General features: G+C 71.2%; 22 protein-coding genes and 2 pseudogenes. 9 read left to right on the top strand and 15 right to left on the bottom strand.

Annotated elements, in window-relative coordinates; genetic code table 11:
* Nucleotides 1-242, bottom strand: a pseudogene (locus A3G1_RS41495) (IS30 family transposase); the annotation flags it as partial.
* 140 nt (nt 243-382) lie between these two features.
* Between A3G1_RS41495 and A3G1_RS36365 the strand changes: the two are divergent.
* Nucleotides 383-1,045: a phosphatase PAP2 family protein gene (locus A3G1_RS36365; protein ID WP_211216369.1), complete on the top strand. Its 663-nt coding sequence runs from the start codon at nt 383-385 to the stop codon at nt 1,043-1,045.
* On the opposite strand, the gene A3G1_RS0123210 is transcribed toward A3G1_RS36365, so the two are convergent.
* Nucleotides 1,032-1,433, bottom strand: coding sequence for a DUF4267 domain-containing protein (locus A3G1_RS0123210; RefSeq protein ID WP_018351893.1), 402 nt, complete (start codon nt 1,431-1,433; stop codon nt 1,032-1,034). The genes A3G1_RS36365 and A3G1_RS0123210 overlap by 14 nt on opposite strands.
* Before the next feature lie 68 nt (nt 1,434-1,501).
* Here A3G1_RS0123210 and A3G1_RS0123205 point away from each other — a divergent pair, with 68 nt between their 5' ends.
* The gene (locus A3G1_RS0123205) at nt 1,502-2,149 is read left to right on the top strand and encodes a TetR/AcrR family transcriptional regulator (RefSeq protein WP_018351892.1); all 648 of its coding nucleotides are present in this window, start codon (nt 1,502-1,504) and stop codon (nt 2,147-2,149) included.
* Nucleotides 2,150-2,316: 167 nt separating this feature from the next.
* Nucleotides 2,317-4,143 carry an ABC transporter ATP-binding protein gene (locus A3G1_RS0123200; protein ID WP_026212430.1) on the top strand — a complete coding sequence of 609 codons (1,827 nt, stop codon included), beginning with the start codon at nt 2,317-2,319 and terminating at the stop codon, nt 4,141-4,143.
* Between the two features lie 23 nt (nt 4,144-4,166).
* On the opposite strand, the gene A3G1_RS38900 is transcribed toward A3G1_RS0123200, so the two are convergent.
* The 6 genes from A3G1_RS38900 to A3G1_RS0123170 are packed head-to-tail and all read right to left on the bottom strand — an operon-like array spanning nt 4,167 to nt 9,381.
* Nucleotides 4,167-4,700 carry a hypothetical protein gene (locus tag A3G1_RS38900; protein WP_018351890.1) on the bottom strand — a complete coding sequence of 178 codons (534 nt, stop codon included), beginning with the start codon at nt 4,698-4,700 and terminating at the stop codon, nt 4,167-4,169.
* 60 nt (nt 4,701-4,760) lie between these two features.
* Nucleotides 4,761-5,585 (bottom strand): class II fructose-bisphosphate aldolase, encoded by an 825-nt coding sequence (locus tag A3G1_RS0123190; RefSeq protein ID WP_018351889.1) that lies wholly within the window; start codon nt 5,583-5,585, stop codon nt 4,761-4,763.
* On the bottom strand, nt 5,586-6,473 hold the full coding sequence (locus tag A3G1_RS0123185; protein WP_018351888.1) for a 1-phosphofructokinase family hexose kinase: 888 nt from the start codon (nt 6,471-6,473) through the stop codon (nt 5,586-5,588). It lies immediately after the preceding gene.
* A 43-nt stretch (nt 6,474-6,516) separates the two neighbouring features.
* Complete coding sequence (gene nagA / locus A3G1_RS0123180; RefSeq protein ID WP_018351887.1) at nt 6,517-7,599, bottom strand: N-acetylglucosamine-6-phosphate deacetylase; 1,083 nt, start codon at nt 7,597-7,599, stop codon at nt 6,517-6,519.
* A complete protein-coding gene (locus A3G1_RS0123175) occupies nt 7,596-8,513 on the bottom strand; it encodes an ROK family protein (RefSeq protein ID WP_018351886.1) in 918 nt (305 codons plus the stop codon). Before A3G1_RS0123175 ends, nagA begins: the two co-directional genes overlap by 4 nt.
* Nucleotides 8,506-9,381, bottom strand: a complete 876-nt coding sequence (locus A3G1_RS0123170) for an SIS domain-containing protein (protein ID WP_018351885.1) — start codon at nt 9,379-9,381, stop codon at nt 8,506-8,508. Before A3G1_RS0123170 ends, A3G1_RS0123175 begins: the two co-directional genes overlap by 8 nt.
* 174 nt (nt 9,382-9,555) lie before the next feature.
* On the opposite strand from A3G1_RS0123170, the gene A3G1_RS0123165 reads away from it, so the two are divergent.
* On the top strand, nt 9,556-10,341 hold the full coding sequence (locus A3G1_RS0123165; RefSeq protein ID WP_018351884.1) for a DeoR/GlpR family DNA-binding transcription regulator: 786 nt from the start codon (nt 9,556-9,558) through the stop codon (nt 10,339-10,341).
* 79 nt (nt 10,342-10,420) lie between these two features.
* Here A3G1_RS0123165 and A3G1_RS38895 read toward each other — a convergent pair whose 3' ends face one another.
* Nucleotides 10,421-10,792, bottom strand: a complete 372-nt coding sequence (locus A3G1_RS38895; protein WP_018351883.1) for an NUDIX hydrolase — start codon at nt 10,790-10,792, stop codon at nt 10,421-10,423.
* A 142-nt stretch (nt 10,793-10,934) separates the two neighbouring features.
* Here A3G1_RS38895 and A3G1_RS0123155 point away from each other — a divergent pair.
* From A3G1_RS0123155 to A3G1_RS0123145, 3 genes and pseudogenes are all read left to right on the top strand, one after another.
* Nucleotides 10,935-11,171: pseudogene (locus tag A3G1_RS0123155) on the top strand (DUF3263 domain-containing protein); the annotation flags it as partial.
* An 11-nt stretch (nt 11,172-11,182) separates the two neighbouring features.
* Complete coding sequence (locus tag A3G1_RS0123150) at nt 11,183-11,515, top strand: hypothetical protein (RefSeq protein WP_018351881.1); 333 nt, start codon at nt 11,183-11,185, stop codon at nt 11,513-11,515.
* Nucleotides 11,516-11,719: 204 nt separating this feature from the next.
* Nucleotides 11,720-12,043, top strand: a complete 324-nt coding sequence (locus A3G1_RS0123145) for a DUF6223 family protein (protein ID WP_018351880.1) — start codon at nt 11,720-11,722, stop codon at nt 12,041-12,043.
* 5 nt (nt 12,044-12,048) lie between these two features.
* Here the strand turns inward: A3G1_RS0123145 and A3G1_RS0123140 are convergent, their stop codons facing one another.
* Together A3G1_RS0123140 and A3G1_RS0123135 are read right to left on the bottom strand one after the other, a co-directional pair.
* Entirely contained in the window at nt 12,049-12,717 is a 669-nt protein-coding gene (locus tag A3G1_RS0123140) for a response regulator transcription factor (protein WP_018351879.1), read from the bottom strand.
* Nucleotides 12,714-13,841, bottom strand: coding sequence for a sensor histidine kinase (locus tag A3G1_RS0123135; protein WP_018351878.1), 1,128 nt, complete (start codon nt 13,839-13,841; stop codon nt 12,714-12,716). The genes A3G1_RS0123140 and A3G1_RS0123135 overlap by 4 nt, the downstream gene beginning before the upstream one ends.
* A 376-nt stretch (nt 13,842-14,217) precedes the next feature.
* Here A3G1_RS0123135 and A3G1_RS0123130 point away from each other — a divergent pair, with 376 nt between their 5' ends.
* Complete coding sequence (locus A3G1_RS0123130) at nt 14,218-15,471, top strand: MFS transporter (protein WP_245563571.1); 1,254 nt, start codon at nt 14,218-14,220, stop codon at nt 15,469-15,471.
* Nucleotides 15,472-15,480: 9 nt separating this feature from the next.
* Here A3G1_RS0123130 and A3G1_RS0123125 read toward each other — a convergent pair whose 3' ends face one another.
* The 4 genes from A3G1_RS0123125 to A3G1_RS0123110 form a co-directional block, all read right to left on the bottom strand.
* The gene (locus A3G1_RS0123125) at nt 15,481-17,595 is read right to left on the bottom strand and encodes an AAA family ATPase (protein WP_040479176.1); all 2,115 of its coding nucleotides are present in this window, start codon (nt 17,593-17,595) and stop codon (nt 15,481-15,483) included.
* 115 nt (nt 17,596-17,710) lie between these two features.
* Nucleotides 17,711-18,160, bottom strand: coding sequence for a hypothetical protein (locus A3G1_RS0123120; RefSeq protein ID WP_018351875.1), 450 nt, complete (start codon nt 18,158-18,160; stop codon nt 17,711-17,713).
* A gap of 18 nt (nt 18,161-18,178) precedes the next feature.
* On the bottom strand, nt 18,179-19,399 hold the full coding sequence (locus tag A3G1_RS0123115; protein WP_018351874.1) for a metal-dependent hydrolase family protein: 1,221 nt from the start codon (nt 19,397-19,399) through the stop codon (nt 18,179-18,181).
* Nucleotides 19,399-19,683, bottom strand: a complete 285-nt coding sequence (locus A3G1_RS0123110; protein WP_018351873.1) for a hypothetical protein — start codon at nt 19,681-19,683, stop codon at nt 19,399-19,401. The genes A3G1_RS0123115 and A3G1_RS0123110 overlap by 1 nt, the downstream gene beginning before the upstream one ends.
* Before the next feature lie 59 nt (nt 19,684-19,742).
* Between A3G1_RS0123110 and A3G1_RS36350 the strand changes: the two genes are divergently transcribed.
* Nucleotides 19,743-22,262, top strand: a complete 2,520-nt coding sequence (locus A3G1_RS36350; protein ID WP_083937044.1) for an alpha/beta fold hydrolase — start codon at nt 19,743-19,745, stop codon at nt 22,260-22,262.
* Nucleotides 22,263-22,271 lie beyond the last annotated feature (9 nt).

Below are 22,271 nucleotides of genomic sequence, written 5' to 3'. Positions count from 1 at the left end.
TCGGACCGAGACGGCAAACGCGCGGCCGCCCGCGCGGTATGCGCGGGCGGCCGAAACGGCTTCTTCCGTCCTTCCGGGCGCCCGTTGCTCCACTCCTGCCCGGTCCGCCTGTTGACGCCGACGATCCGGCACGCCTCTCGAACGCTGAAGCCCTGCTGCATGAGCCGGAAGTATTCCTCCCGCTCCGCGACCAGCTTCTTGCGTCCCTGAGGCACCCGACCCTCACGAACCTCGAAATCCATCGCATCCCCTGAACTGGGGTGTTGCGACGACCACTAGAACTCAAGCTCGTCCGGGCGGGCCTTCGCCGTACCCGTACCCGTACCCGTATCCGGCGGGCATCCGCACGGGACCGCCATAACCAGCGGGTTTAATGGTCGGCATGCGGATTCCCTGGCGTAGCGTGCGGCCTGGCTGGTGGCTCGACGTCCTGGCACTGGCGGCCGCCGTCGCGCTGACCGTGGCCCTGGCCACCGGGCGCCTGCTCGCGGCGGACCTCGACGTCAGGGACTTCCTCGACGCGCACCGGCCGGGCTGGCTGGACGTGACACTGCGGGTGTTCAACAAGCTGGGCCAGGGCAGCCCGCTGGCGGTGCTCTGCCTCGCGATCGGGCTCTGGCGGGTCTTCCGTGAGGGCGGCGACCGCCGGTCGTGGCGCACGTGGTGGCCCGTGTACCCGATCGTCTTCGCGTACGTGCTCAACCTGCTCACCATCGGCCCGATCAAGGTGCTCACGTCCCGCCCGGCGCCGAAGACTCCCGGCGCGGACGCGGCGTTCTTCGCCGGTGACGGCCACATGTCCTACCCGTCGGGCCACGCCATCAACACCCTCGTCTGGTACACGGTTCTCGCGATTCTCCTGGCGCCCTGGCTGTCGGCCGCCTGGCACCGCGTGCTCCGGATCGCGCCGGTCGTCATCGTGGCGATCACGACCGTGTACCTGGGTTTCCACTGGCTCACCGACACCCTCGCGGGCATCCTGCTCGGCCTGGTCCTGTCGCGCCTCATCTCCCGGGTCGACTGGCCAGCCCTCAGCCGGCCCTGACCACGGCTGCCTTCTCCCGGACCAGCAGTACCCCTGCGGCGATCACCACGGCTGCCGTCAGGCCGTGGATGCCGAGGGCCGCTGCCGCTGTCCCGCCGTAGCCGAACACGATCAGCATGTCCGCGAAGGGGATGAAGGCGGCGGCCAGCATCGCGTACCCGGCGGCGCGCCGCAGCCCGAGCAGCAGTGGCGCCAGCACGAAGAGCCCGGTGCCGATGTCCCGTACTCCCTTGATCGTCAGGAACGCTCCAGCGTCGCCGGACGGCCAGGCGGGCACGCCGAATCCGCTGGCCGCCCCCTGCTGGTCGAGCAGGAACCGCAGCCCGATGCCGATGATGCCGAGCCCGAGCAGGACGGACAGGACGGTGGTGAACCGGCGGAGAGCCATGAGAAGTACTCCTTCACGCGTGCTGGGGTGAGCGACGGCAGGAAATCTAGCGCCGCTAGCATTCCGGCATGCCGAAGCAGCCAGCAGCACCCGGGGCCGCCCCGGAACCACCCACCCGCCGGGAGCGCGAACGCGCCGGCCGCCACGCGCTGATCATCTCGACGGCCCGGGAGCTGGCCGAGGCCGAGGGCTGGGAGGCGGTGACCACGCGGCGGCTGGCGGAACGGATCGAGTACAGCCAGCCGGTGCTCTACAGCCACTTCGCCTCGAAGAACGAGATAGCCGCCGCCGTGGCGGTCGAGGGCTTCGCCGAGCTGGCCGCCGTCCTGCGCGCGCGGCGGACGGCGGCGGACGGGGAGCGTGCGGCCATGACGGCGGTCGCCACCGCGTACCTCGACTTCGGCCGGGAGAACCCGGCGCTCTACGACGCGATGTTCATCCTGCGTACCGACCTGCCCTTCGGCGGCCCGGACGCGCCCGCTCCGCTTGTCGAGGCCTTCACGGAGCTGGCCGCCGCCTGTGCGCCCTGGGCGGGCGGAGCCCCGGCGGAGCTGTTCACGGAGACCGTCTGGAGCGCGCTCCACGGCCTCGTCGCGCTCGAACGCTCCGGCCGGCTGCGTCCCGATCTCGCCGGCGGCCGCCTCACCCTGCTCCTGGCCCGGCTCACCAGCGATCCGGAGCGGAAACCGGGTGCGCCCGGCGGTCGCCGCCGTTAGGCTCCGCCCCAGACCTGACACGTTCGAGGAGAGAGGGGCGACCAGTGCGCGCTACCGGCCCCATCGCACGCGGCTGACCGCTGTGCCCTGCCGGACCCACTGGTCAGCCCTCCGACTTCCCTCTTTCCTCGTATGCCTGGAGGGCATCCGTGTCATTGTTCCGTTCCCTGTTCCGCATGCTCGAAAACTGCGTGGATCCGTTCGGGTCCCGTGACCTGAGCACCCCGTCCTCACGTGTACTGCCGTTCCTGTTGCGCGAGTTCCGTCCGCTGCGGGCCGCGGCCCTCGCCAGCGTCGGCCTCACGGTGATCAGCGCGATCCTGGAGGTGTGGCTGATCGGGTACGCCGGGCGCCTGGTCGACACCCTCGCGTCCACCCCGCCAGCAAGCCTCTGGCGCGAGCACGGCACCGGCCTGCTGGTCGCCGCCGCGCTCGTCCTCGTCGTCCGGCCGGTGATCCACCTGTTCAGTGAGGCGCTGGACGACCTCGCGATCCGGCCCAACGCGCAGGCGCTGGCGCTGTGGCGGGTACACCGGTACGTGTCGCGTCAGCCCGTCGGCTGGTTCCGCCGGGATCTGGCCGGGCGGATCGCGGCCTGGGTACGCGACGGCGCGAGTGCCGCCACCTCGGCCGTGTACTGCACCGTCCACATCCTGACCTACGTGACTGTCTACATCGGAGCGTCAGCGTGGCTGATGGCGTCGATGGACCCGCGCATGGCTCTCCCGCTCGGGCTCTGGCTCGTCCTCTACGCCGCTCTCATGGTCTACGTCGTCCCGCGTTACCGCCGCGCCTCCGGCCGTCACCAGGACGCGGCGTCGGCGCTGACCGGGCACCTGGTCGACTCGTACGTCAACATCGACACCCTCGCGCTGTTCGCCGACCAGGAGGCTGGTGACCGGGAGAGCCGCGGGGTTCTGGAGGGGGCCCGGCGGGCCCACCTGCGGGTACAACGTCTCGAAGTGACCATGAACGTGGGCATGATGACGCTGAGCGGCGTGCTCATGGCCGGGCTGACCGGGTACGGCATCGTGCTCTGGCATTCTGGCGCGGCCCCGATCGGCCTGGTCGCCGCGGCACTCGCCCTGAGTTTCCGGATCACCGCGATGGGCGAGTGGCTGCTCGACGGGGTGTCCTCGTTGTTCGGCGCGCTCGGCGTGCTCCGCAAGGCCCTCCGCACGATCGCGCAGCCGCTGGCCGTGGCCGACCGGCCGGGCTCGGCTGATCTCGTCGTGAACGGCGGCCGCATCCGGATCCGCGACCTCAGCCACCACTACGGCAAGGGCAGCGGCGGGCTCGACGGGATCAGTCTCGACATCGCGCCGGGGGAGAAGGTCGGGCTGGTTGGCCGTTCGGGCGCGGGAAAGTCCACACTGGTCAGCCTGCTGCTGCGGTTCTTCGAACCGGAGGCGGGGACGATCGAGATCGACGGCCAGGACGTCACGGCCGTCCGGCAGGACAGCCTGCGCGGCCAGATCGCGATGGTCACGCAGGAGGCGATGCTGCTGCACCGTTCGGTCAGGGACAACATCGCCTACGGCCGCGAGGCCAGCGACGACCTGGTCGAGGCCGCTGCGCGCAAGGCGTCGGCTGACGAGTTCATCGCGGGCCTGCGGGACGCCGACGGCCGGACCGGGTACGCCGCGCACGTCGGTGAACGCGGTGTCACGCTGTCCGGCGGGCAGCGCCAGCGGATCGCCATCGCACGGGCGATCTTCAAGGACGCTCCCATCCTCGTACTCGACGAGGCGACCTCGGCGCTGGACTCGGAAGCGGAGGCCGCGATCCACGAGACGCTGGGCGAGGTGATGGCGGGGCGGACGACGATCGCCGTCGCCCACCGGCTTTCCACGATCGCCCGCATGGACCGGATCGTGGTACTCGACGGCGGCCGGATCGCCGAGGAGGGCACGCACGCCAGCCTGCTGGCCCAGGGCGGCCTGTACGCGGCGCTGTGGGCCCGCCAGTCCGGCGGCTTCCTCGGCGTCGAGTAGGACGAGACGTGGCGGGTACATCGTCAGCGGACGGTGTACCCGCCTTCGCGTACCCCGAAGTGGGCCGCCGGTGCCATGCACTTCTGGAGCAGGGGCTCGCCGGGTGCCGTCGGCCCGGAGAAGCCGGCCCGGTCGCGCCCGGCCTTGTCCTTCCCCGCGTCGTACACGCTGAAGCCGAGCCGGATCTGGCGTTCCTTCCAGTCCTGGACGGCGGGCGCTGCGTCCACCACGATCCCCGTGACGGTGGCCGTGGGCCCGCCGGCGGTCACGCAGTCGACGGCGATGTCGGCCCAGACGGTCAGGTCACCGTGCCGGTGGTAGATGCGTGCCGTACCCGTCACCGTCGCCGGGATCGGGGAGCCGGGCGCATAGGTCGCCCGGGCGTCCACAGTGAACCGGACGTCGTCCTCGGCCACCTCGTAGGCCAGCCGCGCCTGCCCCTGCACAGAGGCCGTCAGCGGCTGACCACCCGGCCCCGGACCCGCGCTCGCCGTCGTCGTGGCCATCGATCCGACGCAGGCGGCGGTCAGGGCTGCCATCACCAGTTTCGTACGCATGCCCCGATCGTGCGCCACCTGCCCTGAGCCGGTGCTGTGGTCCTCTCAGGAAATCCACAGCTAGCTGCTGGTCATCACCCGGAGGAAGTGCTCGACCGTCGACGCCATCGCGTCCCGGGCCGGGGCCAGGTACTTGCGCGGGTCGACGGTGCGGCTGTTCTCGGCGAGGTAGTCGCGGACGGTGCCGGTGAAGGCGATGTTCAGCGCGGTACCAATATTGATCTTGACCATGCCGGCCCGGACCGCGGCCGCCAGTTCCTCGTCCGGCACGCCCGAAGACCCGTGCAGCACGAGCGGCACCGGTACTGCTTCCTTCAGCGACGCGATCAGTGCCAGATCCAGGGAAGCGTCCCGGGAGGTCATCGCGTGCGAGGACCCGACGGCGACGGCCAGCGCGTCAACGCCCGTGTCACGGACGAAGGCCGCCGCCTCCGCCGGATCGGTCCGCACGCCCGGCGCGTGGGCGCCGTCCTTGCCGCCGACCTCGCCCAGTTCGCTCTCCAGCCACAGCCCGCGCTCGTGGCAGAAGGCCGCTGCCTTCGCGGTCATCGCGACATTGTCCTCATAGGACAGTTTCGAGCCGTCGTACATCACCGAGCCGAAGTCGTGCAGCGGCGCCTGCTCCAGCAGGGCCATGTCCTCGACGTGGTCAAGGTGCAGCGCGACCGGGACGCTCGACAGCCGGGCGACGGCAGCCGTGGCCGCAGTGATCGGCGCGAGCCGCCCGCCGTGGAACTTCACCGCGTTCTCGCTGATCTGGAGGATCACCGGCTGCCCGGCTGCCTCGGCGCCGGTCACGATCGCCTCGGCGTGCTCAAGGGTGATCACATTGAACGCGGCAATGCCCTGGCCGGGCACGACGAGTTCTGCGGTGGGGGTGAGCATCTACAACTCCTCAACGGTGACGGCCCGGCGGATGCGCTCGTAGTCCGGCAGTGCCACGGCCCCGGCTTCGGGGGCGAGCACGGCCGCAGCGGACAGCGCCACGGCGTCTTGCAAGATCAAAGACCATTTTTCCTGGTACGCGAGCCCGCGCGCGATCGCGGCGACCCCAGCGTCCCCCGCCCCGGTCGGGTTGCCGCTCAGTGACGGCGGGACGGCCCGCCATGCCCGGTCGCCGGTGACCGCGAGCATCCCGTCAGCCCCGCGTGAGGCGAACACGACACCGCTCCCCGCAGCCCGGGCGGCCTCGACGACGCCGAGTCCCGGGGCCAGCTCCGCCAGTTCTTCCGCGTTCGGCTTGGCCACGGCAGGCCCGGCCGCGAGCCCCTTGACCAGCGCCGCACGACTACTGTCCAAAATAGACGGAACGCCGTGCTCCTCCGCGATCCGGATCAGCGTCGCGTACGCGTCCTCCGGCACACCACCCGGCAACGACCCCGACAGCACCACGACCCGCGCCGCCGACACCAGCCCCGTGTACCGGGCGACGAAGCCCTCCCACTCGGCCCCCGTCACGACCGGCCCCGGTTCCCAGAACCCGGTACCCGAGGCGCCGTCCGACACCACGACCGTCCGGCGCGACTCCGCCCCGATCTCGGCGAAGGCATGCGGCACGGTCAGCAGCTCCTGTACCCGCCGCCCGGCAGCACCACCCGCGAACCCGGTCGCCACCACCGGCTCGCCGAGGATGCCGAGTACCCGCGCGACGTTGAGCCCCTTGCCGCCCGGCCGCTCGGTCACGCTCCGCACCCGGTGCGCCTCACCGGGGACCAGGGCATCCACTGCGTACGTGACGTCGAGCGCCACGTTCAGCGTCACGGTCAGGATCATTGGGACCCCTCACGTCGTGATAGCAGCATGATGGGTCCCACGATCACGCGACCCTGACCCCGGCCTTGTGTACTTCGAGGATGCGGAGGCTGTCGTCGAGTACCAGGAAATCGGCGCGAGCCCCCACGGTCAGTGAGCCACGGTCGTGCAGGCCCACCGCCCTGGCTGGTGTGGTCGCGGCCATCTGGCAGACGTCGATGATCGACAGGCCGGCGTGCACGGCCCGGCGGAAGGCCGCGTCCATCGTCAGCGTCGAGCCGGCGATCGACCCGTTGTGCGACAGCCTGGCCACGCCGCCCGCGACGTCGACGGACAGCCCGCCCAGCTCGTACGAACCATCCGGCATGCCGGCCGCCGCCATCGCGTCCGTGATCAGCGCGGCCCGCTCGGGCCCGGTCACCCCTGCGGCGAAAGTCAGCGTCCCGTCGTGCAGGTGTACGCCGTCCGCCACGAACTCGCACACGATCGCCGGCGCCCTGAGCAGCGCGAACACCGGACCCGGCTCGCGGTGGTGCGGCGGGCGCATGCCGTTGAAGACGTGCGTGCCGACCGAGGCGCCTGCCGTGATCATGGCGAGCGTCTGCTCGTACGTCGCGTCGGTGTGCCCGATCGCGACAGCCACCCCGGCGTCGGCCAGCATCTTCGTGGCTGCCAGCGCGCCGGGCAGCTCTGGCGCGATCGTCACCATCCGCACCGCGCCGCCACCCAGGTTGATCAGGGCGGCCAGCTCGTCGAGATCGGGGTGGCGGAGGTAGTCCGGATTCTGTGCCCCGCACCGGATCTCGGAGAGGTACGGCCCCTCGTAGTGGATGCCGGCCAGCGTGCCGTCCCCGACCAGCGGGCGGAACGCGGCGGTGGCCGCGCTCATCAGCTCCGGGGGAGAGGTCACCAGCGAGGCCACAATGGACGTCGCGCCGTGCTTCAGATGGAACTCGGCGGCCAGCCGGGCCTCGGCGGCCTCACCCGTCGTGAAGGTGTGCCCGCCACCGCCGTGGTTGTGGATGTCGACGAAACCCGGGACCACCCAGTGCCCGCCGGAACCGCCCTGCTCCTCGACGGCAGCGATCAGCCCGCCGTCGGTCACCAGCCGCCCGTTGACGATGCCGTCCGGCGTCACGATCCTCATCGGCCGTCTCCGCCGTGTCCCAGCCGGTCCAGGGCCAGCAGCGCGGCCCCGATGCACCCGGCCTCGTCGCCCAGCGCGGCCCGGACCAGGTGCGGGCGGGCGTGGAAGGTCCGCTTGGCGTCCAGCGCCACCGCCAGCGGGGCGAGCAGCAGGTCGCCGGCCTCGGCCAGCCCGCCGCCGATCACGATGATCTCCGGGTCGAGCAGCACGATCCCGGCCAGCAGCCCGTCGGCGAGCGCGTCCACAGTGTCCTGCCAGACGCCGATCGCCTTCTGGTCACCAGCCTGCGCCAGCGCGGCCACCTCGGCGGCGGTCTTGTTCTCCCCGTACCTGCGGGCGACGGAAGACGCCGAAGCCAGCGCCTCCAGGCAGCCGTGCTGGCCGCACCCGCACAACGGGCCGCCCGGCCGGATCACCAGGTGCCCGATCTCCCCTGCGGCGCCGTGCGCTCCACTGCGGACGGTACCGCGCACGGCGAGCCCGGACGCGATACCCGTCCCGATCGGGATGAACAGCACATTGTCGTACTCGCGCCCGGCGCCGATCCGCGCCTCGGCCAGCGCCCCGGCCCGCACGTCGTGCCCGAGCGCGGCGGTCAGCCCGGTCCGCTCCTCGATCAGTGTCCGCAGCGGGGCGTCGTGCCAGCCGATGTTCGACGAGTACACGGCGATGCCGTCGGTCTCGTTCACCACGCCGGGTACGACGACGCCGACGGCCTCCGGCGTCAGGTCCTTCGCGCGGGCCGTCTCGACGAGGCCGGCCGCCACCTCGCCGATCGTCTCCAGGACGGCGTCCGGGCCGCGCTCGCGCCCGGTCGCGTGCCGCTCGACGTGCAGCACCCGGCCGGACGTGTCGACCAGTGCGCACTTCATCCCGGTACCGCCGACGTCGATCGCGACGACGGAGCTACCCATCGAGGATCACCGACCGGGTCAGGTGCCGGGGCTCGTCGGGGTCCAGCCCGCGGTGCTGGGCGATGGCCACAGCCACCCGCTGCGCGAGGACCAGGTCAGCCATCGGGTCGAGGTCACTGTGCACGAACGTCGCGCCCGTCTTGGCCACGTCCTCGCGCAGGCCGGCCGGCACCTCGCCGAAGGCCCAGGTCACCCGGCCGGGCGCGGCGATCGAGATCGGGCCGTGCCGGTACTCCATCGCCGGGTACGACTCCGTCCAGAACGTCGCGGCCTCCCGGCACTTCAGGCCGGCCTCGTTGGCCAGCCCGTACGTCCAGCCCCGGCCGAGGAAGGTGATCTGCTGGACGGCCGTCACGTCGAAGGGCAGCTCGGCCGTCACCGCGGCCTCCGCGTCCTTGACCGCTCCGGCCAGGTCCTCGCCCAGGCTCGCCCGGAGCAGCGCGAGCACCGACGTCGCGAACCGGGTCTGCACCACAGACTTCTCATCAGCGAAGTCCAGCACGATCGCGGCGTCCGCGGCGGTCACACCGGGAGACTCCGGGTCGCCGATGATCGCCACGGTCGGCACGGTGAGCGCGCGGAGCAGGTCGAGGACCTCGGTCGTCGTACCCGACCGGCTGATCACCACCACCCGGTCGTACGCCCGCCCGGCCGGGAACTCCGACGCGGCGAAGGCGTCGGTCTCGCCGTGCCCGGCCTGCTCGCGCAGCACCGCGTAGGCCTGCGCCATGAACCACGAGGTGCCGCAGCCGACCACCGCGATCCGCTCGCCATGGCTGGGCAGCACCTGCGCCTGGTCACGCGCGACCTCCGCCGCCCGCGTCCAGCAACCCGGCTGGCTGGCGATCTCCTGCTCGACGTACGACATCTATTCTCCCGGTATCTTCCGATTCCGCGCACAGAACTCGACGTTAGGGCCTAGTTTCGAGCATCATTGTGCAGGAGAATCATTGTGCATGGAACTCCGTAGGATGCATAGCACTGCGGAGTGCCCGAGCTGGCACCTCGCACGTGACCTGATGCTGATCGAAAGGGGCCGCACGTGGACCGGTACGCGCGCTGGAATGCGCTGCTGGAGCTCCTCGCCGAGACGGGCCGGGTGAGCGTCGAGGACGCCGCCGACCGGCTGACTGTGTCGCAGGCCACCATCCGCCGGGACTTCGACCAGCTCGCCCAGCAGCAGATGATCACGCGTACCCGGGGCGGCGCTGTCGCCAACGGCGTCTCCTACGACCTCCCGCTGCGGTACAAGTCGGCGAAGAACATCTCGGAGAAGCAGCGGATCGGCCAGGTCGCCGCCTCGCTGGTCTCCCCGGGCATGGTGGTCGGGATCAACGGCGGCACGACGACCACCGAGGTCGCCAGGGCACTGGCCACCCGTGCCGACCTCGCGGCCGGCGCCGACGGTCAGGGCCTGACCATCGTCACCAACGCCCTGAACATCGCCAACGAGATGATCGTCCGCTCGCACATCAAGATCGTGGTGACCGGCGGCGTGGTCCGGCCGCAGTCATACGAGCTGGTCGGCCCGCTGGCCACCGGCATCCTCCGCGAGCTGACCCTCGACATGGTCCTGCTCGGCGTGAACGCTGTCGACGTGACCCTGGGTGCCGCTGCCCACCACGAGGGCGAGGCCGCGATCAACAACCTGATGGCCGCCCGCGCCCGCCGCGTCGTGATCATCGCGGACAGCTCCAAGCTGGGCAAGCACGCCTTCGCCAGGATCTGCCCGATCGAGCGGGTCGACACCCTGGTCACCGACGCCCACGCCGACCCGAGGCTGGTCGCCGAGTTCGAGGCGGCTGGACTCAGGGTAGTGAAGGTGTAATCATCGTCAGTAATGTAGCCCGTGTCTGAGGCGGCCCCCTCGGACACGGGCTCACCTGTATCCGCAGCTCGACAGGCCTCTAGAGCCGCGCGAGGAACTCCGCTGCCGACGGGGTGAGCGGAGCCGGCAAGGCCGACAGCTCGTACCACCCGACCGAGGAGATCTCCTCGTCCTGCACCGCCGGCTCCCCAGTAGCGGACTCCGCGACAAAGGCGTGTGCCCGGTACTCCGCCCCGCCCGGGTAGACCAGCTCCGCCGTCCAGACCCGCTCGCCGACGCTCACCGCCAGCCCGGTCTCCTCGGCGGCCTCGCGCACCGCGGCCTCGCGCAGGGACTCGCCCGGTTCGACCTTGCCGCCCGGGAGCCCGAAGAACCGGTGCCCGTAGTTCTGTTCGACGAGCAGCACCCGCCCCTGCTCGTCCCGCACTATCACCACTGCCGTGTCCCACATGGTGCTCATCCTGGCTCAGCCGCGCGTCGCGCGTGGCCCCGTCAGTTGTCCACAGCCTGTGGATAACTAGTTGGCCTTTGCGGGTGCTGCCGGCCTCGGTAGGGTCGTCTGTATGCCATCCGACCGCCAGGACCTCGTCGCCGGCAAGCTGCCGGAGCTGACGGTGCGGGAGCGTGAGCTGCTCGACTTCGAGCGGCAGTGGTGGCGGCTGCCGGGCGCGAAGGAGCGGGCGATCCGCGAGCAGTTCGACCTGTCCGGCACGCGGTACTACCAGCTGATCAACGCCCTGCTGGACAACCCGGCTGCCCTCGCCCACGACCCGGTGCTCGTCGGCAGGCTCCGGCGGATCAGGGCAGCGCGGAGGACCAGCCGCGGCTAGCCTGCACATTTGTGTCTGACAATCTTTTCGAGCAGCAGAAGAAGCCGTACTACCCGGGCTCGACCCTGGCCTTCGGCCTGACCTGGCTGATCACCTGCCCCGTGCTGAGCGCCGTCATGTACGTCTGGGACGTCAACGACGCCCAGAAGCGGGCGTTGGTGGCCGATGGTCTCACCGGTTTCCTGCTGCTGCCGATCCTGCTCGGCCTGCACGCCACCCTGATGACGATCGTCTTCCGGGTCGGCAGGAAACTCGGCTGGCCGGTCTGGTCCGCGCTGGCAGGGGGCATCGGCCTCGCGACGGCGGCGGGTGCCGGAGTCCTGGCGTGGGCCAACTCCCTCTAGGCGACGCTGGTGTGCCACAACCTGAGTGGTACGCCACGGCGGTGTGTACCACCCGGGTTGCGGGTAGAGCGGCAACTCTCGCAGGACGACCCGGAGCCCTGCTGGTCCATACGCTGCGATCAGTACGCGTCATGCGACCGAAGGGGTGCATCTCAAGTGTCCGTCCACTTTGCAGTATCGGAAACCGCGGCACACGTCTCACTCGTGGCAGCCGACTCCGGCCCCGGCCGGCTCGGTGCCAACATCGCCCTGCTGTTCGCGCTGGCCGCCCTGGTCATCGGCGGCCTTGCCCTGGCCGGAGCGCGCGGCCGGATCGGCTTCCGGCCCGTGCGGCCAGGAGCCTTCCTCGCCATCGCTGCCGGGCTGACCGGCGCGGTGCTCAGCGTCGTGCACCTGGCCCGCACGGTCGACGGCTTCGGCACGGGCAACGGCCGGGCCGGCGCCATCATCGCCCTGGTACTCGCCCAGGTCGGCGTCAACCTCGGCATCCTCGCCCTGTCCCGCCTCCGCCAGGCCCGGCCGGCCTGACACAGTCAGGAGCCCTGCACCCAGCCAGGGACCGTCAGCCCCGACTCGTAGGCGAGGATCACGAGCTGGGCGCGGTCCCTGACCTGTGTCTTGGTCATGATCCGGCTGACGTGGGTCTTCGCGGTGGCCGGGCTCAGGTGCAGCCGGCCGGCGATCTCGTCGTTGGACAGCCCGGCGGCGACGAGGACCAGCACCTCGCGTTCCCGTTCGGTCAGCACGCCCAGCCTCGGGCCGGGATCGGGGTGCCTGACCCTGGCGGTGAACTCGGAGATCAGCCGCCGGGTGATCGACGGGGCGATGAGCGCGTCGCCCCTGGCCACCACCCGGACGCCGTGGATCAGCTCGGCAGGCTCGGTGTCCTTGACCAGGAAGCCGCTCGCGCCGGCCCGCAGCGCCCCGTACACGTAGTCGTCCAGGTCGAACGTGGTCAGGATGATCACGCGGACACCCGGGTCGGCGCGCGCGGCGATCTCGGCGGTGGCGGTCAGCCCGTCCATGCCCGGCATCTGGATGTCCATGAGGACGATGTCCGGCCGCAGCTCCCGGGCGAGCCGGACGGCCTCGGCCCCGTCGGCGGCTTCGCCGATCACGTCGATGCCGTCCTCGCCGCCGAGAATGGACCGGAACCCTGCCCGCACGAGCGTCTGGTCGTCGGCGATCAGTACCCGGATCACGCGCTGCTCCCCACCGGTAGGCAGGCGCTTACCCGGAACCCGCCTTCCGGCACCGGCCCCGCGTCGAGCGTCCCGCCGAGAGCCCGGGCCCGTTCCGCCATGCCGAGGATGCCGTTGCCCCGCTGGCCCGGCGGGCTTGCCGTACCAGCGCCGGTGCCGTCGTCGGTCACTTCCACCAGTACCGCGTCTCCCTCTGGCCTGACCCTGATCACTGCTGTGCGCGCGTCGGAGTGCCGGGTCACGTTCGTCAGTGCTTCCTGGATGATCCGGTACGCCGCGTGGTCAGCCTCCGGCGGCAGTGCCCGGGTCTCCGCCAGCTCGGTCCGGACCTCCAGGCCGGACCGGCCGGCCGCCGCGACCAGTTCGTAGACCCGGCCCAGGCCGGGGACGGTCCCGCCGTCACTCCGCAGGATGCCGAGTACCGCGCGCAGCTCCGACAGCGTCTCCTTGCTCGCCTGCTTGATCGCGGTGAGCGCCTCCTCGGAGCGCGCCGGGTCCGGGCGGTGCAGCGCGGCGCTGGCCTGCACGTTGATCAGTGAGAGGTGGTGGCCGAGCACGTCGTGGAGTTCGCGGGCGATCCGCAGCCGTTCCTCGGTGGCCCGGCGCAGGGCCTCTTCCTCCTTGCCCTGTTCGGAGGCGAGCTCGCGGGCCTGCGCCTCGGCCAGGTACGCCCGCCGGTTGCGCGTGACGCCCACGATGACGGCGACGAGCCAGCCGGCGTGCAGGAAGGTCGCCCCGTTCACGCTGTCGGCCGTGCGGGTGTAGCTGCTCGCGACGGAGTACGCGACCACGGAGGACAGTCCGAGCCCGATCGCGACGAGGACGTGGCCCTCGTCGACGACGGTGTACAGCGCCACGACGAACACGAGCATGATCGGGCCGGGCTTGTGCAGCAGGATCCCGTACGCCGACACGGCAGCCAGGGCCACCGCACCGACCGCGATCGGATACTGGCGGCGGAAGTAGAGCGCGGCGGAGGAAACGAGCACCGCCAGCGCGGCCGCCCACTCGGAAGCCGTGTCGATGCCACGTGACTGCACGAGCAGGCCGAAGGCGGCGACACCTCCCACCACGAGCAGCAGAACCGTGTCAGCCGCCCGTCCGTGCCATCGCCATGTCGCCACGCCCCGAGCCTAGCCCTCGGCTCCGTTCGCGATCGTTTCCACAGCGGACGGTACGCGTCAGGCTGTGATCTGGAGCTCAGCGGACTGGCCTGCGGAAACCACCGCAGCGGGAGCGAAGCCCTGCAGCGAGGGAAAAGACCAGGCTGGGGACGGAGAAGCCAGGAACTGGCGGACCAGAACAGCCGCCCCCTGACACTAGTAAGTTAACAAGGATCCCCAGAGAACACCATCGGGCGGCTGACCGACTGCGCACCCCTGGTGACCTGGCTACATTCGCCGAGGTCACCGCAGCCGATCGAGAGGTCCAGCCTCCTTGACGTTTCTCGCAGCTCTCCCTCGCCTCCTGAACCACCACGTTGTGAACCGCCGTGGTCTCGTGCCCGCGGATCGCGCGCAGCGGATCATCGCCGCCGCCACGTTCGTCAACATGCTCGGCTCCGGGGTCTTCATGGCCGCGGCCTCGCTGTTCTTCACCCAGTCCGTCGGCCTGTCCCTGGCGCAGGTCGGCACCGGGCTCGGCATCGCGACCCTGACCGGGCTCCTGGCCGGCGTCCCGGTCGGCAGGCTCGCCGACCGGCTCGATCCCCGGGAGGTGTACCTGGGCACGCTCGCCGTCCAGGGCGCGGCCATGACAGCACTGGTGTTCGTGCACAGCTTCTGGCTGTTCGTGCTGGTGGTGAGCCTGACCGAACTGGCGGGCTCGGCAGCGGCGGCTTCACGTGCACCGCTGGTGCGCGGGTACTCGGGAGCCGAGCCCACCCGCTTCCGGTCGTACCTGCGCTCGGTCGCCAACCTCGGCGGGGCCGGTGGCGCGCTCGCGGCCGGGTTCGCGATCCAGCTCGGTACCCGGGACGCCTACCTGGCGCTCGTGCTCGGCAACGCGGTGAGCTTCCTGGCCTGCGCCGTGATCATCCTGCGGCTGCCCTCCCTGCCGCCGCTGCCCGTCCCGCCACAGGCCGGGCGGTGGCAGGCGCTCAAGGACCGGCCGTACCTCGCCGTCGCGGTACTGGACGGGCTGATCGGGATACAGGGCCACGTGCTCGTCTTCGCGCTTCCACTGTGGATCGTGCTGCACTCGGACGCGCCGCGCTGGTTCGTCGGGGTCTCGGTGCTGGTCAACACCGGGATGGTCGTGCTGCTCCAGGTACGGGCCAGCCGGGGCGTGGACAGCCCGGCCGCCGCCGGCCGCGCGGTGCGGCGGTCGGGGCTGGCGTTCCTGGCCGGGATGGGGCTGATCGCCGTGACGGGCGGCCTGCCCGGCTGGCTGGCGATCGTGGTGATCACCCTCGGGATCTGCGTGCACACCACCGGGGAGCTCTGGCACGCTGCCGGTTCGCTGGAGCTGCGGTTCCGGCTCGCCCCGGCGTACGCGCAGGGCCAGTACGCCGGGGTGTACGGGCTGGGCCTCCGCCTCGGTGGCGCGGCGGCCCCGGCGACCGTCGGCCTGCTCTGCGTGAGCTGGGGCGCTCCGGGCTGGCTCGCGCTCGGCGGGCTGTTCGCCGTCGCCGGTTACGCGATGCCCCTCGTCATCCGATGGGCCGAGAACGGCCAGCGGACTGGGAGCGGAAGGTGCCCCGAGCAGGCCCGGCACCGGGTACTCACCCGCCAGGCAGCCCCAGCCCTCTCATAGCCCGCGACGTCAGCGCCGGGACTCGGCATAGGCGGCCAGCGCGGCCACCTGTGCCGGGTCCAGCGAGGGCCGGACGTTCTCGCGGGCGGTGGCCACGTGCGCAGCCGTGACCGAGGCCGCGTCCAGCGACTCGCGCATCGCGGCCAGTGCCGCCTCCCGGAGCAGGGCCGCGCAGTCCGCCGACGAGAAGCCTTCGAGGTCCTCGCCGAGCGCCGCCAGGTCCACGTCGTCCGCGAGCGGGATGGAGGTCGCGGCGGCGCGCAGGATCGCGGTCCGGGCCGTGCCGTCCGGCGGCGGTACGTAGACCATGCGCTCCAGGCGGCCGGGCCGGAGCATCGCCGGGTCGATCAGGTCCGGCCGGTTGGTCGCGCCGATCACGACGACGTTCCGCAGGGCCTCGACGCCGTCGAGCTCGGTCAGCAGGGCGGCGACGACCCGGTCGGTCGTCCCGCCGTCGGTGGACTGGCCGCGCGCCGGGGCCAGCGCGTCCACCTCGTCGAGGAAGATCAGTGCCGGGGCGGCCTCGTGGGCCCGGCGGAACAGGTCCCGCACGGCCCGCTCGCTCTCGCCGACCCACTTGCTCAGCAGCTCGGCACCCTTGACGGACAGCACGTTGGCCTTGCCAGTACCGGCGATGGCCTTCACCAGGTACGTCTTCCCGCAGCCGGGCGGCCCGTACAGGAGGACGCCGCGCGGGGCCTCGACGCCGAGCCGGGCGAACGTGTCCGGGTACGTCAGCGGCCACAGCACGCTCTCGGTCAGCACCTGCTTGACGTCGGCCATGTCGCCGACGTCGTCGAGGGTGACCTTGGCCAGTTCCAGAGTGGACTGCCCCATCGAGGTGGGCCGGACGACCTCCAGCGCCGCCTCGAAGTCGGCCTGCGTCACGCTCGGGTCGGCTCCGCCCCGGACGCGCAGCGCCGCGCGTACCCCGGCCTCGCGGGTCAGCGCGCTCAGGTCGGCGGCGACGAAACCAGGTGTCCGGCCCGCGATGTCGTCCAGCTGCACGTCCTCGGCGAGGGCCACGCCCCGGGTCAGCACGGCGAGCAGTTCGCGCCGTCCGGCGGTGTCGGGCAGCGGGATGCTGATCTCGTGTTCGAGCAGCCCGGGCCCGCGCAGCGCCACGTCGATCTCCTCCGGCCGGCTCGTCGTGCACACGACGGCCTTCCCGGCGTCGAGCTGCGCGGCGAGCACTGAACGGAACACCTTCGCCAGCGGGCCTTCGAGCGCGTCCACATCGGAGATGAGTACAACCTGATGGGTTTTCTGGAATCGCGCCAGCGCGTCGTTGGGGCTCATCGCGGCCAGCTCCGGAGCCCACAGGCTCGTCACCTTCGCACCCAGCGTGTGGGCGACGGCCTTGACCAGAGTGGACTTCCCGGACCCGGCGGGCCCGGAGATCAGCACGCCCAGTGAGACGTCTGTGCCCAGCGACTCCAGCACCTCGTGGTGGTTGAACCCGAGATCCAGCAGCTCCGTCAGCTGCTGCGCCTGCTGCCGCAGCCCGGCCAGCTCGATCTCCTGCGCCGAGGCGCCCTGCGGCTCCGGCAGCTCGGTGGAGTGCGTCGCCGTGCCGTCCTGCCAGCCGACCACGGTGTCCGTGGTGACCATGCCGGTCTCGCCGGGCTCGGCGCCGGTCACCGTCAGCAGGACGGTCGTCCAGCCCAGGCCGACGGAGTTCGACAGGCTGCGCCGCGCCGCGGCCAGTACAGGATCACCAGGGGTGACGTCCTGGGGCAGGAGCGAGACGTCGTCGCCGACCGTGACCACCTTGCCCAGCAGCGCCAGGCGCAGCATCTCCGGGCTGACCGACACCATGATCTCGCGCGGACCCGCCACCGTGACCCGCCGCGCGGCGGCCACCTCCAGCGGCTCGATCGACACCTCGGCACCGTCACGCAGCCCGAGGTTGCCGAGCATCAGGTCGTCGGCGTAGAGGAGAGCCCGGCTCGCCCCCGCCTCGGCCAGCGCCACCACCCCGGCCGTCTCCCGCCGCCCGACCAGCCGGATCGGGTCACCGGGCCGCAAACCCAGCGCGGACAGGACATCGGCGTGCAGCCGGACAATGCCCCGCCGGGCATCCAGCGCAGCCGAACGCAACGAGGCAGTCAACGCAAGAGTCACCCAACGAGGGTAAAGGGTCACCCCCACCCCCAGATCAAACCCATCATCCTGTACCCGCACCGCAGCCCCCGCCGCCCGCCAGCACCCTCCAAGCCCCCGAACGAAGCCCCAAGCCCTACGAGCTCACAGCCTGTTCCCAAGGCGGCAGATACCGGCCCACGTACTCCCGGGCTCTCGGAACCGGATCAGCCCAGTACTGATGCGGCATACGGTGCTGGTACTTCTCGCAGAACTCGGCGAGCCCGCTCGTGATCACGAGCCGCTCCAGCGGTCGCCCCTCGAAGTCCGCGTTGACCGCGATGAACTCCGGCTCAGGGTTCCAGCCCGACTGTTCGAAGGCCCAGCCCTCCCAGACGGCGTAGGCGTGCAACGGCATCCACTCACCGGCATGGCGCGCCACCGCTATCTCAACAGGCTGGCCGGGATAGACGTCCCGGCAGGCCCAGGCCAGGATGTGGCACGCGCCAGAAGCGAAGAAAGCCTGATCAGCCCGTTCCCACGAGACCCGCTGATCCGACCGTTCGATCGCCGTCCGCCGGAACACCCCCGCCGCGATAACCGTCACCGCCCGAATCGTAGAGCCCTAACACCCCACGATCTGCGCCCCGTCGATCCACACACCCCGGATCGCCTTCCGGAACACCGAGCCGCCAGCCTGCGCCAGGTCGAGCACATTGCCTTCCGCGAGCACCAGGTCGGCCTTCTTGCCCGGCTCCACTGTGCCCAGTGACTCGGCCACCCCCAGCAGCCCAGCCGCCGAGCCCGTACCGGAGTGCAACGCGGCCTCCGGCGTCATCCCGGCCTCGATCAGCAGCCGGAACTCGTCGAGGTTGTCGCCGTGCGGCCCGACGCCCGAGTCGGTACCCATCGCGATCCGTACCCCGGCCGCGATGGCCTTCCGGACCGCAGCCTCGTGGGCAGCCACCACCATGTGCGCCTTCTGGACGACCTCGGGCAGCAGCCCGCCGCCCGCCGACATCGCGAGCACCATGCGGGGCGCGATCATCGTCGGCACGAGCCAGGCTTCCTTCTCCAGGAGCAGGCCGATGCCCTCGTCGTCGAGGTAGATGCCGTGCTCGACGGACCGCACGCCGTTCCGCAGGGCCGTGACGATGCCCGAAGCGGCCTGGGCGTGCGACATCACGTACTTGCCCATCGCGGCGGCCTCTTCGACCATCACCGCGACCTCGGCGTCCCGGAAGTGCCCGTGGCGGGGGTCGTCGCGCGGCGACAGTACGCCACCCGAAGTCATGATCTTGATAACGTCCGCCCCGGCGCGCAGGACTTCCCGGGTCTTCTTCCGTGCCTCGTCCGGCCCGTCGCAGATCCCCGACGGCCGCCCCGGATGCGGCGGGAACAGCTTCACCTCGCTGCCGCACGGCATCCACCCGTCGCCGTGCCCGCCGGTCTGGCTGAGCGCCGACACCGAGATCTGCATGCGCGGACCGGGGACGACGCCCTGCCGGACGGCGGTCGCCACCCCGAGATCGGCGCCGCCGGCGTCGCGCACCGATGTGATCCCACACTCCACAGTGGTCCGCAGGTTGACCACGGACTCGTAGAACGGCAGGGAGAACGGGCGCGCCAGGCCCTTGAGGTAGTCGACGCCGGAGAACATCACGTGCACGTGGCAGTCGAACATGCCCGGCAGCACGGTGTGCCCGGTCGCGTCGATGCCGACGTCGCCGTCGAGCCCGTGCCCGACGTCGATGATCGTGTCGCCGTCGAAGACCACGTCCGCGAGTGCGGGCGGGGAGCCGGTGCCGTCGTAGACCAGGCCGCCGTGCAGCAGGGTACGCGTCATCAGTTGTTCATAGCGGCTCGCGCTGCCTCGACGCCACCCCACTGGTCCCAGATGGTCCACGACGTGCCGCCGGGATACACCTCGATCCCGTTGTCCGGGCCGAGTTGCACCCGCCGGCCGGGGTACGCGCGCTGTGCGGTCTCGACGTCGCGTTCGTCGAACTGCCCGGAGAAAACGAGAGCGCCGTCGATGAGTTCGCACTTTTCCGCGCCGGTCGGCCAGCGGTACTCGTACACATCCACCTTGAACGGCTCGGTCGCCGGGGGGAGGTCAGGCCCAAGCATGTGGGTGATTTAACCGCATTCCTTGGGGGGATGCCAGCCTGCCGCGTACAGTTCGGGCCATGCGCTTGATCAGCCGTCATCGGTGGTGGGCACTCGCGGCGGTGCTTCTCCTGCTCGGAGGCTTTCTTTTCTGGGTACTCGGTAGCGACTCCGAGGACTATTCCACCTCGGAGCACCAGCTCCCGGTGAACGGCGTCGTGCTCGACACGACCTACTACTCCGTGAAGTCCGGCAAGGCTCCCGTCATCCTCCTCGCGCACGGTTTCGGCGGCTCGAAGCGCAGCGTGGAGGACAGCGCGAAGGAGCTGGCCGGCCGGGGGTACAACGTCCTGACCTGGACAGCGCGGGGCTTCGGCCGGTCGACCGGCGAGATCCACCTCAACGCGCGTGACTTCGAGGTCAAGGACGCCCAGGGCCTGCTCGACTGGGCTGCCCGGCAGCCGTCCGTGCGGCTCGACAAGGACGGCGATCCGAAGGCCGGCGTGGTCGGCGGTTCCTACGGCGGGGCGCTCGCCCTGGCACTGGCCGGTGTGGACAAGCGGGTCGACGCGATCGTCCCGCAGATCACCTACAACGACCTGTCGCGCGCGCTGCTGCCCGAGTCCGCTACGTCCGGTGCGGGCGGAGTTCTGAAGAAGGCCTGGGTCGGTGTCCTGTTCGGATCCGGTTCGGGTCTGCCGGTGGCCGGGATTCCCAACAACGGCAACGGCGGCGGCAACGGCCGCGTACCCGCCAGCGACCCGCAGTGCGGCCGGTTCGCCAAGGACGTCTGCGCGGCTTTCCTCGACACCGCGACGACCGGCAAGGCCAAGCCCGAGACGGTCGAGCTGCTGCGCTCGCTCAGCCCGCAGGCCGTCGCCGGGCAGATCACCGCGCCGACCCTGCTGATCCAGGGCATGGCCGACTCGCTGTTCACGCCGGCCGAGGCCGAGGCGAACGCGAAGGCGATCACCGGGGCTCCCGTCCGGCTCGCCTGGTTCTCCGGCGGGCACGACGGCGGGCAGGGGTCGAACGCCGACCGGGACAGGGTCAAGTACCTGACAGTCCAGTGGCTCGACTACTACCTCCTCAAGCAGGGCGCTGACCCCGGCACGTCCTTCACCTACAGCCGGGTCACCGGGGTCAGCGCCGAGCAGCGCGGGCTCACCACGACCGGCTACAAGCTCGACAAGTACCCGGGCCTCGTCTCCGGCACCGAGACGGTCACCGTCGCCGGCCGCGAGCAGCGCATCGCCTCCCCGCCCAACGGTGTCCCGTCCGCGATCTCGGCGCTGCCCGGCCTGGGCGCGCTCGGCTCGACGGGCCTGGCGAGCATCGAGGTACCGGGCCAGCACGCCGTCTTCGAGTCGCAGCCGATGACGAAGGCCGTCGACGTGCTCGGTACCCCGAGCGTGAAGATCCGGGCGGCGTCCCCGACCGGCGAGGCCGTCCTGTTCGCGAAGCTCTACGCTGTCAACCCCAATGGCCAGGCCACCCTGCCGAACTCGCTGATCGCCCCGATCCGGCTGACCGGGCTGCCTGCCACCCTCGCGGAGGCCCAGCCGGTCACGGTCACCCTGCCCGCGATCGTGTACCGCTTCGACGCGGGCCACCGCATGCGCCTCGTCATCGCCACCGCCGACCAGGCATACGCCGGCCCGGTCGACCCCGTCGTGTACTCCGTAGCCGCCGACGGCGCGGTCACCGTGCCGACCGCGCTCGGCGCGCCGCTCGCCTCGGCGGAAGGCCCGCTGACCTGGCTGCTGATCGGCCTGCTCGCGCTGATCGTCCTCGGGATGCTGATCGCGATCGCCGTCGCCAAGGCCCGGCACCGGCGGATGGACCGTTCCGTCGTCACGGAGCACGCCGACACGCCGCTGGTGATCAAGGGGCTGCGCAAGGAGTACGCGGGCGGGTACGTGGCCGTCCGCGACATCAGCCTCACCGTCGAGCGCGGCCAGGTCGTCGGCCTGCTCGGCCCGAACGGCGCAGGCAAGACGACCTCGCTCCGCGTGCTCATGGGCCTGACCCGGCCCAGCGCCGGCGAGGTGCTGATCTTCGGCCACCGGCTCGTCCCCGGTGCCCCGGTGCTGTCCCGGCTCGGCGCGCTCGTAGAGGGTCCCGGCTTCCTCCCGCATCTGTCCGGTATGGACAATCTCCGGCTCTACTGGCAGTCGACCGGCCGCCCGTGGACGGACTCCCGGTTCGACGAGGTGCTGGAGATCGCCAACCTGGGCAAGGCGATCAACCGCAAGGCGCGCACGTACTCGCACGGCATGAAGCAGCGCCTCGCCATCGCCCAGGCCATGCTCGGCCTCCCGGAGCTGCTGGTGCTCGACGAGCCGACGGACGGGCTCGACCCGCCGCAGATCGCCGAGATGCGCCGCGTGCTGAAGAAGTACGCGGTCGACGGCCGGGCGGTGCTGGTGTCCAGCCACCTGCTGGCCGAGGTCGAGCAGACCTGTACCCACGTCGTGGTGGTCAACGCCGGCCGCCTCGTCGCGGCAGGCCCGGTCGCCGAGGTCGCCACCTCCGGCCGCCGCCTCGAAGACGCCTTCCTGGCCCTCGTGGAAGGCGGCCCGGCCGATGACCGTGACTAACCACAAAGG

It is taken from the genome of Longispora albida DSM 44784 (assembly GCF_000379825.1).
GTDB classification, from domain to species: Bacteria; Actinomycetota; Actinomycetes; order Mycobacteriales; family Micromonosporaceae; genus Longispora; species Longispora albida.
This window is presented reverse-complemented; position numbering and strand designations above follow the sequence as displayed.